We start from the raw sequence: 18,354 nt of genomic DNA, 5'->3' as shown, positions 1-18,354 counted from the left end.
CGATGCGCTACGTCAGCACGCGCGGGCGCGCGCCTGCGTGGGGGTTTCGCGCGGTCACGCTGGCCGGGTTGGCGAGCGATGGCGGGCTGTATGTGCCCGACGCCTGGCCGACCCTCAGCAAGGCCGAGATCGCCGCGCTTGCCGGCCTGTCGTACGTCGAGACCGCGGTTCGGGTGATGATGCCGTTCGTCGGCGACGCGCTGACCGAAGACGAGCTGCGGTCGCTGTGCGCCCAGGCGTATGGCCGCTTCGCGCACGATGCGGTGACGCCGCTGGTCCAGCTCGACCACCGGCATTGGCTGCTCGAACTGTTCCACGGGCCGACGCTCGCGTTCAAGGACGTCGCGCTGCAACTGCTGGGCCTGCTGTTCGAGCGTTTCCTCGCCGGGACTGACCAGAAACTCACGGTGATCGGCGCGACCAGCGGCGATACCGGCTCCGCCGCGATCGACGCGCTGGCGGGGCGCGATGGCGTCGAGGTCTTCATGCTCCACCCCAAGGGTCGCGTGTCGGAGGTCCAGCGTCGGCAGATGACGACGGTGCTGGCCCCCAACGTCCATAACATCGCGGTCGGCGGCGCGAGCTTCGACGACACTCAGGCGCTGGTGAAGGCGATGTTCAATGCACAGGCGCGCGGTGGAGGCCCGCTGGCGCACCTGACGCTGTCCGCGGTCAATTCGATCAATTGGGCGCGGCTGATGGCGCAGATCGTCTATTATTTCTACGCCGCGGTGCGGCTCGGCGGGCCGGATCGGGAAATCGCGTTCAGCGTGCCGACCGGCAATTTCGGCGACGTGTTCGCGGGCTACGCCGCGGCCAGGATGGGGCTGCCGGTTGCCAAGCTGATCGTCGCGACCAACGTCAACGATATCCTTCACCGGGCCTTGTCCGCGGGCGACTATTCGGCACACGGCGTGGTCGCGACGCCGACCCCTTCGATGGACATCCAGGTCAGCTCCAACTTCGAGCGGCTGCTGTTCGACCTGAACGGCGGCGATGGCGGCGCCTTGGCCGGTCAAATGGCGGGGTTCGAAGCGAGCAAGGCGATGCAATTGACCAACGCCCAGCGCGAAGGCGCGAGTGCGTTGTTGGTCAGCGCGCGAGTCGATGTGGACGACATGGCGATGGCGATGCGCTGGGCGTACGATCGCGCGGGCCAGGTGATCGACCCGCACACGGCGATCGGGCTGTCCGCGGCGCGGTCGAGCGATCTCGACGTGCCTGTGGTGACGCTCGCCACCGCGCATCCTGCCAAGTTCCCCGATGCAGTCGAGCGTGCCACAGGCGTGCGTCCACCGCTGCCGTCGCGGCTGGGCGACCTGTTCGAGCGGCACGAACGCTACGAAACGCTGCCCGCGAGCTTCGATGCCGTGGCCGGGTATATCGCGGAAACGGCGGCGCGATGAATCCCAACCTCCGTTCGCTTCGAGCGCGGTCGAGAAGCCTTTTCGCAACCAATGGTGTCTCGACTTCGCTCGACACGAACGGGGTGGAGGAATGATCCTCTCCACTCTCATCGGCGAGCCTTGGGACGATTACGGGCTGATCGATTCGGGCCATGGCCGCAAGCTCGAACGCTACGGCCGCTTCCGCTTCATCCGCCCCGAGCCTCAAGCGATGTGGGCGCCCGCCAGCGCCGACTGGCAGGCCGATGGCGAATTCATCCCAGGCAGCGATGAGGAAGGCGGCGGGCGCTGGCAATATAGCGGCCAAGTGCCGCGCGACGGTTGGCCGATGAAATGGGACGACGTCGCCTTCACCGCGCAGACCACGCCATTCCGGCATCTGGGCTTCTTCCCCGACATGGCGCCGGTGTGGAATTGGATGCGCGAGCGGCTCGACGGCGTCGCCGATGCGGAGGTGCTCAACCTGTTCGGCTATACCGGCGTCGGCACGCTGGCTTTGGCGTCGAAGGGCGTGAAGATGGTCCATGTCGACGCGTCGAAGAAATCGGTCGAGGGCGCGCGAGCGAATGCGCGGCTCGCCGGGCTCGACGCCAAACCGGTGCGCTGGATGGTCGACGACGCCACCAAGTTCGCCGCGCGCGAGGTGCGCCGCGGGCGGCGCTACGACGGTATCCTGCTCGATCCTCCCAAGTTCGGGCGGGGTCCTGAGGGCGAGGTGTGGCGGCTCGAAGAAGGGTTGCCCGGCCTGATCCAGGATTGCCGTCAATTGCTCGACGACAAGTCGCGCTTCCTGTTCCTCACGGTCTATGCCGTGCGGATGTCGGCGCTCGCGATCGGCGAACTGGTCAGCCAGGCCTTCGCCGATCTGCCCGGCACGGTCGAGGCAGGCGAACTCGCCGTGCGCGAGGAAGCGCGCGGGCTTCTGCTCCCAACCGCGATCTGGGCGCGCTGGAGTCGCAGCACTTGACCATCGGCTCGTGTAGTTGGCCGCTACCAGTTTTCGATTTGTTGAGAATGAGATTCGCTCTACAGTAGAGCGAATTCTCGGGTTGACAGATATGAATATAGCCACGTCGCTAAGTCGTAATTCGCGTCCCTCAAAGGCTCACGAGCGCTTTGAGGTCAGTGAAGATCGACCAATTCCGTCGAGTGTGCTTAGTCTACTCAACAGAACTAGATTTCTTTATCGCTTCTGGTGGGTGACGCATTATCTGATCGGTCTATCCGGAGTCGTAGCGGGAGCGTTGCTAACTGCCATTACCTCAATCCCGGCAAGCAAGGAGGGATTAAGCGACATCAAATTCCTTTCGGTCGATCTCAATCATTATTCTTGGCTAATCGGGATTGTAGCAGCGGTCGCGACCAGCCTAGTTACTTTCCTAGGCCCTCTGCACAAAGCAGAGCGATATTGGTCCGCCTATCACGTTCTTGAGCAGGCTTGCCTGGAATATCGCTCCAAACAAGGAGATCCTCGATGGGAAAAGTTGATGAAACGGATGATGCAGGTGCGAAAGATCTTGCAGGTGGCTGATTTAGATAATCTTTTTGCAGGCGAGGATGTAGCACGTACAGCCGTTAATCAGCCAAGCTCGAAAATGAGCGCGAAATTACCTGTTACTTAATCAAGCGAGGCCCGAATCGCCGCCCCAGCGACAAATGGCGCACCCGCGACGAGCAACAGGCTGACCGCGCCGAGCAGCTTGAGCGTGCCCATGCCGCCGTCGAGGCTCCCCGCGCCGAAGATCAGCAGCGGGATTGCGAGCGGAAGCAGCATCAGACCGGCGATCGCGCCGGCGCCGCGCAGGCTCGCGGTGAGCGCGGCGGTCGCGATGGCGAGTGCCGCTAGACCGGGCGTGCCGATCAGCAGGCCGAGCTCGACCCGGATCAGCGCCTCGCCCGGCAGGCCAAGCAATGCCGCGGCCGGGAGCGCTGCGATCAATACCGGCGGCGCGAAGGCGAGCCAGTGCGCGACAAGCTTGGCGAATGCGATCGTCGGGGCGTATTCGCCGCGGACGAGCCATTGGTCGATCACCCCGGCATCGCGGTCGGGTGCGACGAGCCGCTCGATCGGGATCAGCGCCGCGAGCAACGCGGCCGCCCACAATACGCCACCGCCCACACGCGCGAGCAGCGCCGAATCGGGGCCGACCGCGAATGGGAACAGGATCGCGACGAGCAGGAAGAAAGCGACCGGCAACAGCGCCCCGCCGCCGATCCAGGCGCGGCGCAGGTCGCGCGCGACGAGCAGGCCGACCACCCCCACTACACGCCTCCCCGGCGAAGGCCGGGGTCCAGCATCGCGCCGCTCGCAACGGGCCCCGGGCTTTCGGCGGGGAGGCGTAGGTGGATGAGGAGCGCGTCCGGCAGCGCGACCGGGGTGTGGCTGGCGACGAGTACCGCGCCGCCTCCGGCACGATGCCCGGCGATGACGGCTTCGAGCCGTTCGACCGCCGCTGAGTCGAGTCCGTTGGCGGGCTCATCGAGCAGCCATATTGGCGCGCCGCTCGCGACCACGCGCGCGATCGCGGCGCGGCGGCGCTGGCCGGTCGAGAGCAGCCGCACCGGCACGCCCGACAAAGGATCGAGCCGGAGCGCGGCGAGAGCGTCCGGCACCGCCTGCGCGCCGGCGCAATCGAGCCGCGCCCAGAACGCCAGCGCCTTGGCCAGCGGGAGTTCGGGATCGAGCGCCGCTTGCTCGGTCAGCAGCGCGCGCGGCATGGCGCAGGCCACCTCGCCCGCCGCCACCCGCAACAGCCCCGCCGCGACCCGGATCAGGCTCGACTTGCCCGCTCCGTTGGGACCGCTGACGAGCACCGCGCCGCCCGCTGCGAGCGCGAACGACAGGTCCGCGAACAGCGCGCGCCCACCGCGTACGCACGTCACCGAAGTGAAGCTCAGCATCGGCCGAAATCCAGACTGCCACCCTCGTGAACGCGCGCCCTTGCCCGCTTATCCACGTCGGCATAGGCCGGGACACGGACGCGCGGCAAGCAAGGGAGGATGCGATGGTCGATCAGCTGAGCGAGGATGAGCGCGCCGGCGCGCTCGATGAGCTCGACGAATGGGATTATGACGAAGGGCGCGACGCGATCTCACGCTCCCTTACCTTCGCCGATTTCAGCGAGGCGTTCGCGTTCATGACTCGAGTCGCGTTGCTCGCCGAGAAGAGCGATCACCATCCCGAATGGTCGAACGTGTGGAACCGCGTCGACATCACGCTGACCACGCACGATGCCGGCGGGCTGTCGCACCGCGATGTCGCGATGGCCGAGGCGATCGACGCGCTGGTCGATTAGAAGAGCGGCACCAGCCCGCTCCCCCTCGCGACCACCCAATCAGGATATTCTATGGGCGGTCGGGAGGGGGAGCGGGCTGGCCCCGTCCTTGCCGACGCAAACTACTCGCTCACTATCCCGCGCCGCATCTGCTTCCTGAGCTGCCCCGGCAGCCAGCGCGCGGCGAATTTGAGGCGGAACGCGGTCTTGCCGACATAGGTGTGGACGGCGTCGCCATGGACGGCGCGCCACGCCGCCTCGGCGACATCCTCGGCCCTGGTGAGCTCGAGCCCCGCCGCTTGCACCGCGTCGCGGATGTTGCGGTTGCTGCCCTCGATCGGGCCTTGCAGCAACGGCGTGTCGATGAAGCCGGGGACGAGGTCGCGGACCTTAATCCCCGCGCCGAACCATTCGCCGTCGAGCCCCTCGGTCAGCGCGCGCACCCCGAACTTGGTCGCCGAATAGACCACCAGCCCCGACGACCCGTAGATTGCCGATGCCGATGCGGTGTTGAGCAGGCACGACCCCGGCGTCTTGGCCAGATACGGATAGCCGATCTTGGCGCCGTTGAGCACACCGCCCAAATTGATCGCAACCACGCGGTCCATGTCCTCGAAGCTCATCTCCGCGATCGGGCCGCCGGTGCCGATCCCGGCATTGTTGAACAGCACGTCGAGCCGCCCGCCCGACTTGGCGGTGAAATCGTCGAGATTGGCGGTCCAGGCGGCGCGATCACGGACGTCCATGACGTAGGTGTCGCTGATCCCGGCGGGGAGCAGAGCGGCGGTTTCGCGCAAGCCCGATGCGTTGACGTCGGCCAACCCGACTCGCCAGCCCTCGCGCGCGAACCGCTCAGCGACCGCCCGTCCGATGCCCGACCCGCCGCCGGTGATGAAGATCGCCTTGATCACTGAAGCCCCTCCCGGTTCTTGTGTGTTGCGCCCTTCTCCCGCATCGTGCGCGCGGATGCCAGAGCCTTTGCAGCACGCCGGTCCTTCGGTAGCCCTGTCCGGGGTGACCAAGACCTATCCCGGCGGGACGGTCGCGGTGGACGATGTATCGGTCGCGATCGCCGGAGGCAGCTTCGTCGCGCTCGTCGGCAGCTCGGGGTCGGGCAAGTCGACCCTGCTCAAGACGATCAACCGCCTGATCGATACGACCGGCGGGTCGATCGCGATCGACGGCGCCGAGGTGACCGCAGGCGATCCGTTCCGGCTGCGGCGGCGAATCGGCTATGTGTTCCAGAACGTCGGGCTGTTCCCGCACATGACGGTTGCGGAGAATGTCGCGATCGGGCTGCGGCTCGAAGGCGCGAGGGACACGCGCGATCGAGTCGCCGACTTGCTGGCTTTGGTCGATCTGCCCGCCGCGTTCGCCGGCCGAATGCCCGATGCGCTGTCGGGCGGGCAGCGCCAGCGAGTCGGCGTCGCGCGCGCGCTGGCGACCGAGCCGGGGCTACTCTTGATGGACGAGCCTTTCGGCGCGCTCGATCCGGTGACGCGCGACCAATTGGGCGGCGCGATCCGCCAGCTTCACGACCGGCTCGGGCTGACGACGATCATGGTCACGCACGACATGGCCGAGGCGCTGATCCTCGCGGACCGCGTGCTGGTGATGGAGGAAGGGCGGATCGTCGCCGACGCCGCGCCCAAGGCGCTGCTCGCGGGCGCGGGCGGACCGGCGGCGCAGGCGCTGGTCGCGGTGCCGCGCGAACAGGCGCGGCGGCTGGCAGGATTGGCGGCATCGTGAGAGTGAGCGCCCAAATCCTCCCCATTCATGGGGAGGGGGACCGCCAGCCGGAGGTCGGCGGTGGAGGGGGCTCACCGCGAGCGCATCGCTTGCGGCCTGCCCCCTCCACCAGCCTTCGGCTGGTTCCCCTCCCCGCACGCGGGGAGGATTTATGAGCGACTTCCTCGAGGCCCTCTCTCGAGTCCCCGATCTGCTCGCGCAGCATCTGCTGCTCGCGTTCGCCGCGCTCGCGCTCGGCATCGTGCTCAGCCTGCCGCTCGCGGTGTGGTCGGCGCGGCGGCCGGCGGTCGGCCGAGTCGTGTTGGGGTTCGCGAGTCTAGTCCAGACGATCCCGAGCCTCGCATTGCTGGCCTTGTTCTACCCGATCCTGCTCTCGCTCTCCTCGCTGGTCGGCGGCGGGATTCCGGCGTTGGGCTTCCTCCCCTCGCTCCTCGCGCTGACGCTCTATGCGCTGCTGCCGATTCTGCGGAACGGGGTGACCGGGCTCCTCGGCATCGACCCTGCGGTGATCGAAGCGGCCGATGGGGTCGGAATGACGCCAGCCCAAAAATTGCGGCTGGTCGAGGCGCCGCTCGTCGCGCCGGTATTGATGGCCGGGATCCGCACCGCGGCGGTGTGGACGATCGGGGCTGCGACGCTGTCGACGACGGTCGGCCAGCCGAGCCTTGGCGACATGATCTTCGCCGGGTTGCAGACGCAGAACTGGGCGCTGGTGCTCGCCGGATGCTTTGCGGCGGCCGGCCTCGCGCTCGCGGTCGATGCGCTGCTCGGCGTGGTCGAGCACGGCATCGCGCGCAGGAAGCGCGGACGCGTGTGGATCGCGCTCGGGCTGCTCGCCGCCTGTATCCTGATCGCGCTGACGCCGATGCTCCCCGCGTCGAAGCCCACCGTTACGATCGGCGCCAAGGGGTTTTCGGAGCAATATATCCTCGCGCGCCTGATCGGCCACCGGCTGGAAAGCGCGGGGTATCGCGTGCGCTACAAGGAGGGGCTCGGCTCCGGGGTGATGTTCGCCGCGCTGACCGCGAGTGATATCGATATCGCGATCGACTATACCGGCACGATCTGGACCAACCAGATGAAGCGCACCGACACGCCGCCGCGCGACGCGATGCTCGCGGCGATCACCGCGTGGGAGGGCAAGCAGGGGCTCAACCTGGTGGGGCGGCTGGGGTTCGAGAATGCCTATTGCTTCGCGATGCGCAGCGACCGGGCGGCGGCGTTGGGCGTCGCCAGCCTCGACGACCTTGCGGCGAAGGCGGCCGATCTCACGTTCGCGAGCGACCCCGAATTTCTCGAACGCCCCGAATGGAAGGCGGTGCAGGCAGCCTATCCGATCCGTTTCGGCGCGGCCAACGCCTACAGCCCGACCTTCATGTACCGCGCGCTGGCGAGCGGCCGCGCCGACGTCATTTCCGCCTACACGTCCGATGGCCGGATCGCGGCGGACAGGCTGACCGTACTGGCCGATCCCAAGGGTGCGATCCCCAATTACGACGCGATCCTGACGCTGTCGCCGCGGCTGGCGCACGACCCCCGCGTGACCGCCGCGCTCCACCCGTTGATCGGGCGGATCGACGTCGCGGCGATGCGCGAGGCCAATTACATGGTCGACCGCGACGCCGGGAAGGTCAGTCCCGATGCCGCGGCGCGGTGGCTCGAGAAGCGGATCGGCCTTTAGAAAAAGAGCTTTCTTATTCCCACGCGGACGGTCCGCCCGAGGGGATCGAGGTAGTCCGGCTGGTAACTGATCGGGGTATTTCCCATCGCGTCGCGCACGCGCTGGCGCGAATCGAAGATGTTGTCGACGCTCACGACCAGCCGCATCCCTGCCGCCCATTTGTGCTTGGCGATGAAATCGATCCGGCTCGACGGATCGAAGAACAGCCGCAGATTGGCGGTCGTGAGGCTCGAGAAATTGAGCGTGGTCGGCGCCGCCGGGGTGCCGCCAATGACTCGCGTGCCGCTCTGGAAATTGACCGACAGCCGCGCGCCGAGACCGTTATTGGTATAGCCGAATTGCCCCTCGACCTCGTGCCGCGACTGGCCGCCCGATCCGATCGCGCCGCCGTTGAGCAAGTCGATCACCGGAACGCCGGGGGCGATTTCGACTCGATCGGTAAAGTGCCAGGTGTGGTACAGCGCGAATTGCAGCCGTCCGCTGCCGCCGCCGAACCGGCCGCCGCCACCGCCGCGTCCCCCGCCACCGCCACGGAAACCGCCGCCACCGGGGCCGCCGGGACCGGCCTGCCCGCCAGCGGGCCCGCCCGCCGCGCCGCCCGGCGGCGGGGGCGCCGCGCCGTCGGCCGGCGGCGGCCCGCCGGGTGTGGCCTGGGGCGGTTGTCCATTCTGGCCGTCCTGCCCGCCACGGCCCTGTCCGCCGCGCCCGCCAAAGCCTTGCGATACGGTGCCGCCGAACACGCTCGGCTGGTTCGCCAGTCCGCGCAGCCCGGCCAGGTTGGGGAACGGATTGGGTCCCTTGCCGGCGCGGAACGCCTCGATCTGCTTCTGGAGCTTGGACTTGATCGGCTTGGAGAAATTGATCCCCCAGCGCAGCTGCGATTGCTCGGTGCGCGCGAAGTTGATCGGCCGCGCATCGATGGCGGTCAGATCGCCCGCGGGGTCGCGCGTAAAGCGGCCGGGAAAGGCCGCTTCGATCGCCGCGGTCGCCGACGGGAAATCGGCGATCGCGTTGCGCGTGTTCGACGCGACGTAGCTCGCGGTGAAGCTCAGATCGGTATTGTCGAACGGCTTGAGCGTCAGCCCGAGCTTGAACGTGTGCTTGCGATCGGCGAGCAGGAACGGATTGCCGCCGCTGGTCCGCGCCACGCTGACGGTTTCACCGGTGACGTAATCGAACACGCGTACGTTGGGGGTGACGATCACCGGGTCGCCGAGCTGGTTGGCGCTGGGGGCGTCGCCCTGTTGAGTGACCGACGCGAGCAACCGCACGCCCTTGATCGGCTGCCAATTGGCGCCATAGCCGATCGTCGTCAGCGTGCCGAAGTTCGACACCTGGTCGACCGCAAAATTGCCGTTGAGCGACAAGTCGCCAAGAAAGGCGAGCACGTCCTTCGACTTGCTCGCGATCGGAACGTCGATATTGATCTGGCCGTTGGCGACGTTGCGCGAAATGCTACTGTTCTGCGCGGACCCAAAACGGAACGAACTGGCGTCGAGCCGCGACAGCGACCCGCCGACGCGGATGCTGGTCGAGACGTTGCCCGCGGGGAGCTTGAACACGGTGCCGTTGAGCAGCGCATCGACGCCGCCGACGTTCGATGTCGAGTTGCCGCGATTGGCCGACAGGATCGCGCCGTTCGAATCGACGCCGCGATCGGTGAAGGTCTCGCTGTCGATGCGGTCGTAGTTCGCGGTCAGCGACCAGCGCCACGAACTGCTGATGTCGCCATTGGCGGTGCCGCCCAAATGATAGGTCAGCGCCGAATTGCGCTGGCCGAGCGGCGACGAGGTCAGCGCGACGCCGTTTATGTCGGTCTGCAGTCCCTGCAGCCCGTCCGATTCGGTGTAGGCGAGCGAGCCGCTCAGCGTGGTCGACACCTTGCCGATCGGCTTGGCGAGCACCGCGCCGAGGTTGAGCGTGCGCGAGAAGGGCTGGAGCGTGCGGTACGGCCGCTGGTCGATCGCGCCGCTGGCCGGCGGATCGATGTTGCGCTCGCTTTCGAGCAAAGCCGATGAGTCGGTGTATCCGGTGTGGACGCTGAACCGGTTGTCGCGGTTGATGTTGAGGATGTCGATCGTGGCATTGGGCGTGTTGCGCCCGCCCTCGGTCGCCACGCGGTCGCCGGCCTCCACCGTCACTGCGCGGAATCGGCGGCGGAGCACGAAGTTCACCACCTTCTGGTCAGCGCGATAGCCGTATTTGAGTGCGACTTCCTCGGGCAGGATGTCGACTCGAGCGATCGCTTCGGTGGGCAAGTCGCGGATTTCGGCGAAGCTCGAGATGCGGCGGCCGTTGAGCAACACCACCGGCGGGCCGTTGCCGCGCCCGCTCTGCGTCTGCGGCGCAAGCTCGGCAAGCAGGTCGGACACGCTGCTGACCCCGTAGGAGCGGATGTCGGCGGGGCCGAGCTGTTCCTCCGGCGGAATATCGCCGATTACCGACCCCGGCAGGTTGCGCGTGCCGGTGACGATGATGTCGGGCTCGTCGCTCATCGCCGAATCGTCGGGCGCGGGCGCGGGCGCGGGTGTCGGGGTGGGCGCAGGCGCGGGCGCGGGCGGCGCCGTCTGCGCGTGCAGCGCCGCGGGGGCGATCCCGCTGAGCAACAAGGCAAGGCTGAACGAACGGCGCATCTTCGAGTTTTTCCGCTATTGGAGACGGGGGATTGGTCCCCTAAACGCCATATGTCGCAGAAATGTGCCCGATCTGGCCGATCCGGAAGGAGAATTGATGCAGATCAGTTTCAACGGCACGGCCCACGAGGTCGCGGTCGACGTCCGCACCACCTTGCTCGACCTCGCCCGCGAGCATCTCGGGCTGACCGGCGCGAAGAAAGGCTGCGACCACGGCCAGTGCGGCGCGTGCACGATGCTGGTCAACGGACGACGGATCAATGCGTGCCTCAGCCTCGCGGTGATGCACGAGGGTGACGCGGTGACGACGATCGAGGGGCTGGGCACGCCCGGCCAGCTCGATCCGCTGCAGGCGGCGTTCGTCCGGCACGACGGGTTTCAGTGCGGATATTGCACGCCGGGGCAGATCTGCTCGGCCACGGGCATGCTCGACGAGGCCGCGATGGGCTGGGCGAGCCATGTCAGCGGCGACCTCGACCATGTGTCGCTCAGCGACGACGAGATTCGCGAGCGGATGAGTGGTAATATCTGCCGCTGCTCGGCCTATCCGACGATCGTCGACGCGATCCGCGAAGTCGCGGAGAGCGCGGCATGAAGCCGTTCGATTTCGCGCGCGCCGACAGCATGGACTCGGCGCTGGCGGCGGGCGCCGCAGGTGGCCGCTACATCGCCGGCGGCACCAATCTGATCGACCTGATGAAGCTCCAGGTCGAAACGCCCGAGCGGCTGGTTGATATCGGGCGGATCGGGCTCGACCAGGTCGAGGATCTGGAGGGCGGCGTGCGGATCGGGGCGCTGGTGCCGAATTCGGACCTCGCGGCGCACCCGCTGATCCGGTCGCGCTATCCGATGCTGTCGCGCGCCTTGCTCGCCGGCGCGTCGGCGCAGCTTCGCAACAAGGCGTCGACCGGCGGCAACCTGCTGCAACGCACGCGCTGCTATTATTTCTACGAGACCGCCGCGCGCTGCAACAAGCGCGAGCCGGGGAGCGGGTGCGACGCGATCGGCGGGTTCAACCGCATCCACGCGATCCTCGGCGGCTCGCCCAGTTGCATCGCGACTCATCCGTCGGACATGGCGGTGGCAATGCTCGCATTGGACGCGGTGGTGGTGACCGCCCGCGCCGGGGGTGAGGAGCGGCGCATTCGACTCGGCGACCTGTATTGCTTGCCCGGCGACACGCCGTGGATCGAGACACTGCTCGAGCCCGGCGAGCTGATCACCGCGATCGAGCTGCCCCCGCCGCCGCCCGGCCGCCAGCTCTACCGCAAGGTGCGCGATCGCGCCTCGTACGCCTTCGCGTTGGTATCAGTCGCCGCCGCGGTGTCGGTCGAGAACGGCACGATCGCATCGGCGAAGCTCGCGTTCGGCGGCCTCGCGCCGAAACCGTGGCGCGATCCAGCGGTCGAAGCGGCGCTGGTCGGGCAGCCGGCGGGGACAGCGGCATTCGAAGCGGCGGCCGATGCGTTGCTCGCCGACGCGCGCGGTTACGGCCATAACGACTTCAAGGTCGTCCTCGCCCGCCGCACGCTGATCGCGTGCCTGCGCGACCTCGCTAGCTGACTCGCTCGAACCGCAGCGCGCGCGCGACCGGATCGACCGTCGTCAGCCGCACGCGCAGCGGATCGCCCGGCGCAACGTTGTGCGTGTCGACTCGCGCCACAACGGGAAGATCACGCAGCTGAATCCGCGCGCCGCGCTCATCCAAGTCGGTGACGATCGCGTCGAACACCGTTCCCTCCTTGCCCTCGAGCAGCACCGTCTCCGCCAGGTCGATCACCGAGCGGTCGATCCGGCCGCCGAGCGAATCGGCGCGCGCCATCACCGGCGGCAGCTTGGCGAAGGCGTCGGTCACGGCCGTCGGCACCGCCTCGCCGTTGGCGATCGCCAGCGCGGCGCGAACGACGTAGCGGTCGGCCAGCCGGCGCAGCGGCGCGGTGGCGTGGGCATAGGTCGCCGCCATCGCCGAATGCCACGGCACCACGCCCTCTTTGTACGGCACATACGACGCGCCCTGCCCGGCACGGCGGATCGCCAGCATGATCGCGGCTTGCTTGCGATCGTTGGCGTCGAGCGTCTTTTCGAACTGGTCGAGCGTCGCGTCAGCAGGCCAATCGAGGCCGAATGCGGTCGCAGTATGCCTTAACCGGGCGACCGCGCGTTCGTCGGGCGCGGCCATTACCCGGAACAGTCCGGTATGATGCGCCTCCATCGCGTCGGCGACCGCGAGGTTGGTAGCGAGGCTCAATGCGGCATTGCGCTGCTCGGCGAGCGAATAGGGACGGAACGCAAGTTCGTACCCGCCGCCATCGACGGCATCGACCTCCTGCTGCGGCGGATCGACTCGCGCCGCGCCGCGCCGGTCTTCGGCGGCCTGGATTCGGTTGGCCAGCTCCGCGAATCCCGGCGGCAGTTCGGCGTCGGTCGCGGTTTCGTACGCAAGCTTGGCGGCACTGCGGATCACCGCGCGCTCGACGCCGTCGAGCTTGACGCTGCCATCGGGCGCCACCCGGACTGCGAATACCACCGCGGGGCGTGGACCATCGGGAAGCAAGCTCGCGGCGCCCTGGCTCAACACCGGCGGATAGAGCGGTGCCTTGCCGTCGGGCAGATATAAAGTCTCGCCGCGAGTCCACGCCTCGGCGTCGATCGCGCCGCCATCGTCGACGAACCAGGCCACGTCGGCGATCGCGTAATGGAGCAGCAGATCGGCGCCCGCGGTCTCGATCGCAAAGGCCTGGTCGAGGTCGGTCGAACTCGCCGGATCGAGCGTGACGAAGCGCATCGCGGTGCGATCGGCGTGCGCGGTCGGCGCGCGCCTGGCAGCTTCGTCGGCAGCCGCCAGCACCGCGGGCGGGAAGGCGTCGGGCACCTGGAACTGCGTGCGGATCGCCGCGAGGCCGCGGCCGAGCGCATTGCCGGGATCGACCATCGCCTTCATCGCTTCTGCCTATAGACGGCATGGCCTTGCTGTCGAGCGATGCTAGAGGAGCGGCGATGCGCACCTACCCGTTCCTGCTGTTCGCCACCGCCGCCTGGCCGGGGGCCGCCTGCGCGCAGACCGCGCCGCCGCCCGCTCCCGCGCCGAACCCGAGCGAGGATATCATCATCATCGGGCGCGGGCTCGACTTGCCGCCGGGCACGCCGGCTTATGGCGCGACGGTGATCGACCGCGAACGGCTGACCAACGACGCGTCGGGGCGGATCGAGGACGTGCTGCTCGATGTCGCGGGGTTCGAGCAATTCCGCCGCTCGGACAGCCGTTCGGCCAATCCGTCGGCGCAAGGCGCGACGTTGCGCGCGCTCGGCGGCAATGCCGCGAGCCGGACGCTGGTGCTGCTCGACGGCGTGCCGGTGGCCGATCCGTTCTTCGGCTATATCCCGTTCACCGCGCTCGTGCCCGATCGGCTGCAAGCGGTGCGAGTCACGCGCGGCGGCGGCGCGGGGCCGTTCGGGTCGGGCGCGGTCGCCGGCACGATCGAATTGGTGAGCGCGGGGCGGGGCGACTTGCCGCCGGTGGCGGGTGAGGCCTTCTACGGCAGCCGCGATTCGATGAGCGTCGCGGGGAGTGTGTCGCCGACGCTGGGGCGCGGCTTCGCCAGCGTTTCGGGCCGGTTCGAGCGCGGCGACGGGTTCATGACGACACCCGAGGACCAGCGAGTCGCCGCGAGCGCCCCCGCGCGTTACCGCGACTGGTCGGGCAGCGCACGCGCGGTGGTGCCGGTCGGCAAGCAGGTCGAGCTGCAAGTGCGCGGGCTGGCGTTCGGCGACAACCGCACGCTGCGCTTTCGCGGCGCCGATTCGAGCTCGCAGGGCGAGGACGCCAGCGTGCGGCTGGTCGCGCGCGGGCGCTGGCAGGTCGACGCGCTCGCCTATCTCCAGGCGCGCAACTTCACCAACAAGGTGATCTCCTCGACCAGCTTCCGCCTGACGCTCGACCAGCGCGCGACTCCCTCGACCGGGATCGGCGGGAAGATCGAATTGCGTCCCCCGGTGGCGAGCAACGACGTGCTGCGGATCGGCGGCGACGTGCGCGCGGCCGACGGCCAGTTGTTCGAGGATGCCTACGCCGCGAACGGCACCGTCACCGCGCGGCGCAACGCGGGCGGGCGGACGAATGTCGCCGGGCTGTTCGTCGAGGACGATTGGACGATCGGGCGGCTGGTGCTGACCGGCGGCGCGCGAGTCGATCGCTGGAGCATCGCCAACGGTTTCTTTCGCGAGCGCGACTCGGCGGGGAACCCGACCACCACCGACGCCTTTGCCGATCGCCACGGCACCGAATGGACCGGGCGCGGCGGCGCATTGCTCCACGCAGGCGCCTGGGCCGATCTGCGTGTGGCGGCCTATGCCGGGTTCCGGTTGCCGACGCTCAACGAGCTGTACCGGCCGTTCACGGTGTTCCCGATCGTCACGCAAGCCAACGCCGATCTGCGGCCGGAGCGGCTGCGTGGGGTCGAGGGCGGGGTCGATCTGCGTCCCGCGCCAGGGCTGACGATCGACCTGACCGCGTTCTACAACCGCCTCGGCGATGCCATCGCCAACGTCACGATCGGCCCCAATTTGCGGCGGCGCGAGAATGTCGATGCGATCGCCGCCAAGGGCATCGAGGCCAGCGTGGAATGGCGGCGCGGCGATGTCTCGCTGTCCGCCTCGTACGCGCTCAGCGACAGCCGAGTCGTTGCGCCCGGCACCGCGCTCGACGGCTTGCGTCCGGCGCAGACTCCGCGCCACGCGGCGAGCGGCACGGTCGCCTGGACGCCGCGCCGCGACGCGCTGCTCTCGCTCACCGCGCGCTATGTCGGCGCGCAGTTCGAGGATGACCTTCAGACCAACGTGCTGCCGCCCGCGACCACGGTGGATGCGGTCGCGCGCTGGCCGATCGCAAAGCGAGTCGCGCTGATCGTGCGCGGGGAAAACCTGTTCGACGCCAGGGTCGAGACTCGCAACCAGGCCGGATCGATCGACCTCGGCACGCCGCGGACGGTGTCGGTCGGGATCAGGTTCGGGCGCTGAATGACGCTGCCCGTCGAAGCGGTCCTGCCGCAATTGCTCGACAGCCTGGCGGCGCGATCGAACGCAGTGCTGGTGGCACCACCCGGCGCGGGCAAGACGACCGCGGTGGCGCCGGCCTTGCTCAAGGCGGAATGGTGCGGCGGCGAGATCCTGCTGTTGTCGCCGCGCCGGATCGCCGCGCGCGCTGCCGCTGAGCGGATGGCGGCACTGGCGGGAGAGCCGGTCGGCCGAACCTTCGGCTACGCCACGCGGATGGATTCGAGACGCTCAGGCGCCACGCGCGTGATGGTGGTGACCGAGGGCATCTTCGTCGCGCAGATCCAGGCCGATCCCGACCTGGCGGGCGTGTCGGCGGTTTTGTTCGACGAGGTGCATGAGCGCAGCCTCGACAGTGATTTCGGGCTGGCGCTCGCGCTCGATGCGCAGGCGGCTTTGCGCCCCGACCTCAGGCTCGTCGCGATGTCGGCGACGCTCGACGGCGCTCGGTTCGCGAAACTGCTCGGCGACGCGCCGGTAATCGAGAGCGAGGGGCGGAGCTATCCGCTCGACCTTCGCTACCTCGGGCGGCGCAGCGAGGCGCGGATCGAGGACGAGATGGCAGCCGCGGTCCGGCTGGCGTTGCGCGAAGAGCAAGGCGGCGTCCTCGCCTTCCTGCCCGGCGTCGCCGAGATCGAGCGAGTCGCCGAGCGGCTCGGCGACCTGCCCGGTATCGCGCTGCACAAGCTCCACGGCCAGATCCCGCCGCCCGCGCAACGCGCCGCGATCGCCCCCGAGCCCGGCGCGCTGCGCAAGCTCGTCCTCGCGACCAGCATCGCCGAGACCAGCCTGACGCTCGACGGCATTTCGGTGGTGGTCGATTCGGGGCTCGCGCGGCGCCCGCGCTACGACCGCGCGGCGGGGATGACTCGATTGGTCACCGAACGCGCGAGCCAGGCGGCAGCGACGCAACGCGCCGGCCGCGCCGCGCGCCAGCGGCCAGGCGTCGCGTATCGGCTGTGGGAGGAAGCCGCCACCGCCGGGCTGCCGCGCTTCGACCCCCCCGAGATATTGGAGGCGGACCTGTCGGCTTTGGTGCTCGATTGCGCGATTTGGGGTGTCGCCGACCCGCGCGAGCTCGCTTGGCTCGACCCGCCGCCCGATGCCGCGGTTGCCGAGGCGCGGGCTCGGCTGGCGACGCTCGAGGCGCTGGACTCCGACGGCCGTCCGACGCCGCATGGCAAGGCGATCGCAAAGCTGCCGATGCCGCCAAGGCTCGCGCATATGCTGGTGCGCAGCGGCGAGATCGGGCTGGCGCGCGAGGCGGCGGAGGTCGCGGTGCTGCTCGGCGAACGCGGGTTGGGCGGGCCGGGGGTGGACCTCGAAACGCGCGTGCGCCGGTTTCGGGGAGAGCGCGGGCCAAGGGCTGAGAGCGGGCGAAGGTTGGCCGAGCGGTGGGTCGCCTCAGTTCCCCTCCCGCTTGCGGGAGGGGCTAGGGGTGGGCCAGTCGCACGCGACGGCAGAGAAACAGGCCCACCCCCAACCCCTCCCGCGAGCGGGAGGGGAGTAGAAATAGCCATCGCGCTCGCCTTTCCCGACCGGGTCTCGCGCCGGCGCGACGCCGCCGGCGAGCGCTGGGCCTCCGTCGGCGGGCGCGGCTTTCGCCTCGATCCCGCCGATCCGCTCGCCACCGCCGAATGGCTCGCGGTCGCGGAGACTCAAGGCGTCGCCGCCGGCGCGCAGATCCTGTCGGCCGCCGCGATCGATCAGACCGCGGTCGAAGCGCTGTTCGCCGACCGGATCGAGACTCGCCGCACCTTTGCGTTCGATCCGGCGAGCGGCGCGGTCGAGGCGGTGCGCGAGCGGCGGCTCGGCGCGATCGTGCTCGCGAGCGGGCCCGATCCCGCCGCCGATCCAACCGCGATCGCCGAGGCGCTGGTCGAGGGCGTGCGCGAGCATGGCCTCGCGCTGTTGCCATGGGGCGAGGCGTCCGGCGCGTTGCGCGCGCGTGCGGCGTTCGCGGCAGCGCACGGCTGGGGCGGCGCGCTCGACGATGTCGCGCTGCTCGATCGCCTCGACGATTGGCTCCCCGGCTTGGTCGCCGGCAAGCGTCGCCTCAATCAGATCACCGACGCCGACCTCGCCGAAGCGCTGCGCAACCTCGTCGGCTGGGACTCGATGCGCGCGCTCGACCGAATCGCGCCGGCGCGGCTCGATACGCCGGCAGGGTCGAGCGCCGCGATCGATTATGCCGCCGAGGCCGGGCCGACCGCCGAGCTCCGCCCCCAGGCGCTGTTCGGCCTCGCCGCGCACCCCATGGTCGCCAACGGCGGGGTGCCGCTGGTGCTCAGCCTGACGTCGCCCGCGGGCCGCCCGATCCAGACCACGCGCGATCTGCCCGGCTTCTGGGCGGGCAGCTGGGCCGCGGTCGCCAAGGAAATGCGCGGCCGCTATCCGCGCCACCCCTGGCCCGACGATCCCGCCGCCGCCGACCCCACGCTGCGGACCAAAAAAGCCGATGCGCGGCTCGCAAAGCCGCGGTAATGCGTTGAAGCGCACGGGGCCGGCCCGCTCCCCCACCCGACCTCCCAACGGCAGTATATTATGGGAGGTCGGGT

General features: G+C 69.0%; 15 protein-coding genes. 10 read left to right on the top strand and 5 right to left on the bottom strand.

Annotated elements, in window-relative coordinates:
- Positions 1-2: 2 nt before the first annotated feature.
- The 3 genes from thrC to VH326_RS06830 all read left to right on the top strand — a co-directional run bounded on the left by thrC (position 3) and on the right by VH326_RS06830 (position 3,028).
- The gene (gene thrC / locus VH326_RS06840) at positions 3-1,406 is read left to right on the top strand and encodes a threonine synthase (RefSeq protein WP_329631058.1); all 1,404 of its coding nucleotides are present in this window, start codon (positions 3-5) and stop codon (positions 1,404-1,406) included.
- Between the two features lie 91 nt (positions 1,407-1,497).
- Positions 1,498-2,373, top strand: coding sequence for a class I SAM-dependent methyltransferase (locus VH326_RS06835; RefSeq protein WP_329631057.1), 876 nt, complete (start codon positions 1,498-1,500; stop codon positions 2,371-2,373).
- A 232-nt stretch (positions 2,374-2,605) separates the two neighbouring features.
- On the top strand, positions 2,606-3,028 hold the full coding sequence (locus VH326_RS06830; RefSeq protein ID WP_329631056.1) for a hypothetical protein: 423 nt from the start codon (positions 2,606-2,608) through the stop codon (positions 3,026-3,028).
- Here the strand turns inward: VH326_RS06830 and VH326_RS06825 are convergent.
- Both VH326_RS06825 and ccmA read right to left on the bottom strand, forming a co-directional pair.
- The gene (locus tag VH326_RS06825) at positions 3,025-3,669 is read right to left on the bottom strand and encodes a heme exporter protein CcmB (protein WP_329631055.1); all 645 of its coding nucleotides are present in this window, start codon (positions 3,667-3,669) and stop codon (positions 3,025-3,027) included. The genes VH326_RS06830 and VH326_RS06825 overlap by 4 nt on opposite strands.
- Complete coding sequence (ccmA, locus tag VH326_RS06820) at positions 3,669-4,307, bottom strand: heme ABC exporter ATP-binding protein CcmA (protein WP_329631054.1); 639 nt, start codon at positions 4,305-4,307, stop codon at positions 3,669-3,671. The genes VH326_RS06825 and ccmA overlap by 1 nt, the downstream gene beginning before the upstream one ends.
- Positions 4,308-4,369: 62 nt before the next feature.
- Between ccmA and VH326_RS06815 the strand changes: the two genes are divergently transcribed.
- Positions 4,370-4,702, top strand: coding sequence for a 4a-hydroxytetrahydrobiopterin dehydratase (locus tag VH326_RS06815; protein ID WP_329631357.1), 333 nt, complete (start codon positions 4,370-4,372; stop codon positions 4,700-4,702).
- A 101-nt stretch (positions 4,703-4,803) separates the two neighbouring features.
- Here the strand turns inward: VH326_RS06815 and VH326_RS06810 are convergent, their stop codons facing one another.
- Positions 4,804-5,592: an SDR family oxidoreductase gene (locus tag VH326_RS06810; RefSeq protein ID WP_329631053.1), complete on the bottom strand. Its 789-nt coding sequence runs from the start codon at positions 5,590-5,592 to the stop codon at positions 4,804-4,806.
- A gap of 55 nt (positions 5,593-5,647) precedes the next feature.
- Here VH326_RS06810 and VH326_RS06805 point away from each other — a divergent pair, with 55 nt between their 5' ends.
- Together VH326_RS06805 and VH326_RS06800 are read left to right on the top strand one after the other, a co-directional pair.
- Entirely contained in the window at positions 5,648-6,430 is a 783-nt protein-coding gene (locus VH326_RS06805) for an ATP-binding cassette domain-containing protein (protein WP_329631052.1), read from the top strand.
- Positions 6,431-6,581: 151 nt separating this feature from the next.
- The gene (locus VH326_RS06800) at positions 6,582-8,111 is read left to right on the top strand and encodes an ABC transporter permease/substrate-binding protein (protein WP_329631051.1); all 1,530 of its coding nucleotides are present in this window, start codon (positions 6,582-6,584) and stop codon (positions 8,109-8,111) included.
- Here the strand turns inward: VH326_RS06800 and VH326_RS06795 are convergent.
- Positions 8,108-10,744: a TonB-dependent receptor gene (locus VH326_RS06795; protein ID WP_329631050.1), complete on the bottom strand. Its 2,637-nt coding sequence runs from the start codon at positions 10,742-10,744 to the stop codon at positions 8,108-8,110. The two genes, VH326_RS06800 and VH326_RS06795, sit on opposite strands and share 4 nt — an antisense overlap.
- Before the next feature lie 97 nt (positions 10,745-10,841).
- On the opposite strand from VH326_RS06795, the gene VH326_RS06790 reads away from it, so the two are divergent.
- Together VH326_RS06790 and VH326_RS06785 are read left to right on the top strand one after the other, a co-directional pair.
- Positions 10,842-11,339: a 2Fe-2S iron-sulfur cluster-binding protein gene (locus VH326_RS06790; RefSeq protein ID WP_329631049.1), complete on the top strand. Its 498-nt coding sequence runs from the start codon at positions 10,842-10,844 to the stop codon at positions 11,337-11,339.
- A complete protein-coding gene (locus VH326_RS06785) occupies positions 11,336-12,307 on the top strand; it encodes a xanthine dehydrogenase family protein subunit M (RefSeq protein ID WP_329631048.1) in 972 nt (323 codons plus the stop codon). The genes VH326_RS06790 and VH326_RS06785 overlap by 4 nt, the downstream gene beginning before the upstream one ends.
- On the opposite strand, the gene VH326_RS06780 is transcribed toward VH326_RS06785, so the two are convergent.
- On the bottom strand, positions 12,300-13,685 hold the full coding sequence (locus VH326_RS06780) for an RNB domain-containing ribonuclease (RefSeq protein ID WP_329631047.1): 1,386 nt from the start codon (positions 13,683-13,685) through the stop codon (positions 12,300-12,302). The two genes, VH326_RS06785 and VH326_RS06780, sit on opposite strands and share 8 nt — an antisense overlap.
- A gap of 56 nt (positions 13,686-13,741) precedes the next feature.
- On the opposite strand from VH326_RS06780, the gene VH326_RS06775 reads away from it, so the two are divergent.
- Complete coding sequence (locus VH326_RS06775) at positions 13,742-15,760, top strand: TonB-dependent receptor plug domain-containing protein (protein ID WP_329631356.1); 2,019 nt, start codon at positions 13,742-13,744, stop codon at positions 15,758-15,760.
- Positions 15,761-18,280, top strand: a complete 2,520-nt coding sequence (gene hrpB, locus VH326_RS06770) for an ATP-dependent helicase HrpB (RefSeq protein WP_329631046.1) — start codon at positions 15,761-15,763, stop codon at positions 18,278-18,280.
- Positions 18,281-18,354: the final 74 nt, after the last annotated feature.

It is taken from the genome of Sphingomonas sp. (assembly GCF_036269755.1).
Classification (GTDB): Bacteria; Pseudomonadota; Alphaproteobacteria; order Sphingomonadales; family Sphingomonadaceae; genus Sphingomonas.
The sequence above is the reverse complement of the archived record's forward strand: the minus strand, read 5'-3'. Positions and strand labels throughout refer to the sequence as shown.

Bases quoted from the DNA above. Each gene is read 5' to 3' on its own strand.
- thrC (WP_329631058.1), top strand. From the start codon at position 3: ATGCGCTACGTCAGCACGCGCGGGCGCGCGCCTGCGTGGGGGTTTCGC.
- VH326_RS06835 (WP_329631057.1), top strand. From the start codon at position 1,498: ATGATCCTCTCCACTCTCATCGGCGAGCCTTGGGACGATTACGGGCTG.
- ccmA (WP_329631054.1), bottom strand. From the start codon at position 4,307: ATGCTGAGCTTCACTTCGGTGACGTGCGTACGCGGTGGGCGCGCGCTG.
- VH326_RS06805 (WP_329631052.1), top strand. From the start codon at position 5,648: ATGCCAGAGCCTTTGCAGCACGCCGGTCCTTCGGTAGCCCTGTCCGGG.
- VH326_RS06800 (WP_329631051.1), top strand. From the start codon at position 6,582: ATGAGCGACTTCCTCGAGGCCCTCTCTCGAGTCCCCGATCTGCTCGCG.
- VH326_RS06795 (WP_329631050.1), bottom strand. From the start codon at position 10,744: ATGCGCCGTTCGTTCAGCCTTGCCTTGTTGCTCAGCGGGATCGCCCCC.
- VH326_RS06790 (WP_329631049.1), top strand. From the start codon at position 10,842: ATGCAGATCAGTTTCAACGGCACGGCCCACGAGGTCGCGGTCGACGTC.
- VH326_RS06785 (WP_329631048.1), top strand. From the start codon at position 11,336: ATGAAGCCGTTCGATTTCGCGCGCGCCGACAGCATGGACTCGGCGCTG.
- VH326_RS06780 (WP_329631047.1), bottom strand. From the start codon at position 13,685: ATGAAGGCGATGGTCGATCCCGGCAATGCGCTCGGCCGCGGCCTCGCG.
- VH326_RS06775 (WP_329631356.1), top strand. From the start codon at position 13,742: ATGCGCACCTACCCGTTCCTGCTGTTCGCCACCGCCGCCTGGCCGGGG.
- hrpB (WP_329631046.1), top strand. From the start codon at position 15,761: ATGACGCTGCCCGTCGAAGCGGTCCTGCCGCAATTGCTCGACAGCCTG.